The sequence below is a fragment of the Novosphingobium sp. genome, assembly GCF_036733805.1.
Taxonomy (GTDB): domain Bacteria; phylum Pseudomonadota; class Alphaproteobacteria; order Sphingomonadales; family Sphingomonadaceae; genus Novosphingobium.
This window is the reverse complement of sequence record NZ_DAIMZT010000052.1, coordinates 1-1,215: the sequence shown is the minus strand read 5'-3', so window position 1 is coordinate 1,215 and position 1,215 is coordinate 1. Positions and strand designations below refer to the sequence as shown.

The 1,215-nt window shown below is 63.7% G+C and carries 1 protein-coding gene and 1 pseudogene; both read right to left on the bottom strand.

Annotation, left to right across the window (positions count from 1 at the left end):
• Positions 1-3: 3 nt before the first annotated feature.
• Entirely contained in the window at positions 4-939 is a 936-nt protein-coding gene (gene fabD / locus V7D69_RS12015) for an ACP S-malonyltransferase (protein WP_333605905.1), read from the bottom strand.
• 66 nt (positions 940-1,005) lie between these two features.
• Positions 1,006-1,215: pseudogene (locus V7D69_RS12010) on the bottom strand (LD-carboxypeptidase); the annotation flags it as partial.

The following is a 1,215-nucleotide window of genomic DNA, read 5'->3' as shown; positions in this document are numbered from 1 at the left end:
GGGTCAAATGACTTTCGCCAGTTCCTCTATCTCCGCCATGGTCGTGGCGGAGGCGATTTCAACTTCGCCTGCCGATCGCTTTATCATCGGGCCGACCACTTTGCCGCCCAGTTCAACGAACGTTTCCACACCCGCTTCCCTCATGGCGACCGCGCTTTCGCGCCAGCGGACGCGGCCGGTGACCTGCTCCACCAGCAGACGGCGCACTTCATCAGGGTCGGAGGCGACGCTTGCAGTGACATTCGCGAACAGGGCCACCCGCAATGTTCCGGGGCGCGTCTTGTCCAGCGCTTCGGCCATGGCGTCGGCTGCCGGCTGCATCAAGGGGCAATGGAACGGCGCCGAGACCGGCAGCAATACACCGCGCTTGATCTCATAATCCTTCACCATCGCTACGGCGCGCTCAATCGCCTCCTTGTGGCCCGAGAGGACGACTTGGGTGGGATCATTATCGTTAGCCACAGTGCAGACCTGCCCCTCCGCGGCGGCCTCGGCCAGCGCGGTAGCCTTTGCGATGTCGGCCCCCAGCAGCGCGGCCATGGCGCCGACGCCCACCGGCACGGCGGCCTGCATCGACTGCCCGCGCAACTTCAGGAGGCGCGCGGTGTCGGATAAGCTGAAGGCCCCCGATGCGCAAAGGGCAGTGTATTCGCCCAGAGAATGTCCGGCGACGTAATCGGCCTTATCAGCCAGCACGATACCGCCTTCCTTCTCCAGAACCCGCAGCACGGCTATGGCGTTGGCCATGATCGCCGGCTGCGCATTCTCAGTAAGAGTGAGTTGATCCTCGGGCCCTTCGGTCATGATCCTGAACAGACTCTGGCCCAAAGCCTCGTCTACTTCCTCGAAAACCTCTCGGGCGAAGGCGCTGGCCGCGGCAAGGTCAGCCCCCATGCCAACCTTCTGGCTACCCTGACCCGGAAACACGAATGCACGCATAGCAACCGCTCCTGCTGTCGCGCAGGCACCCAAGCAGCCCGCGCGTGAATCGGATGTGGCGGGCGGTTATTGCCCTTGGCGCGCCTGGGCAAGCCCGAATGGTACAATCCTGTTGGCGCTATCATGTCCGATATCGGCTTCCCCCAGGAATGGGATGGCGTGACGGTCGCACCAGTAGCGGGCGATTTCCTGCGCGGTCGTGCCAAAAGGACGATCGTTGTCCGGCACTTCGCTGATGCGCCCGAGCTTGAGGCCGGCGATGCCGCCAAGATGCGC

What these genes read in the sequence shown, in the direction of transcription:
- fabD (WP_333605905.1), bottom strand. Translation starts at nt 939, where the DNA reads ATGCGTGCATTCGTGTTTCCGGGTCAGGGTAGCCAGAAGGTTGGCATG.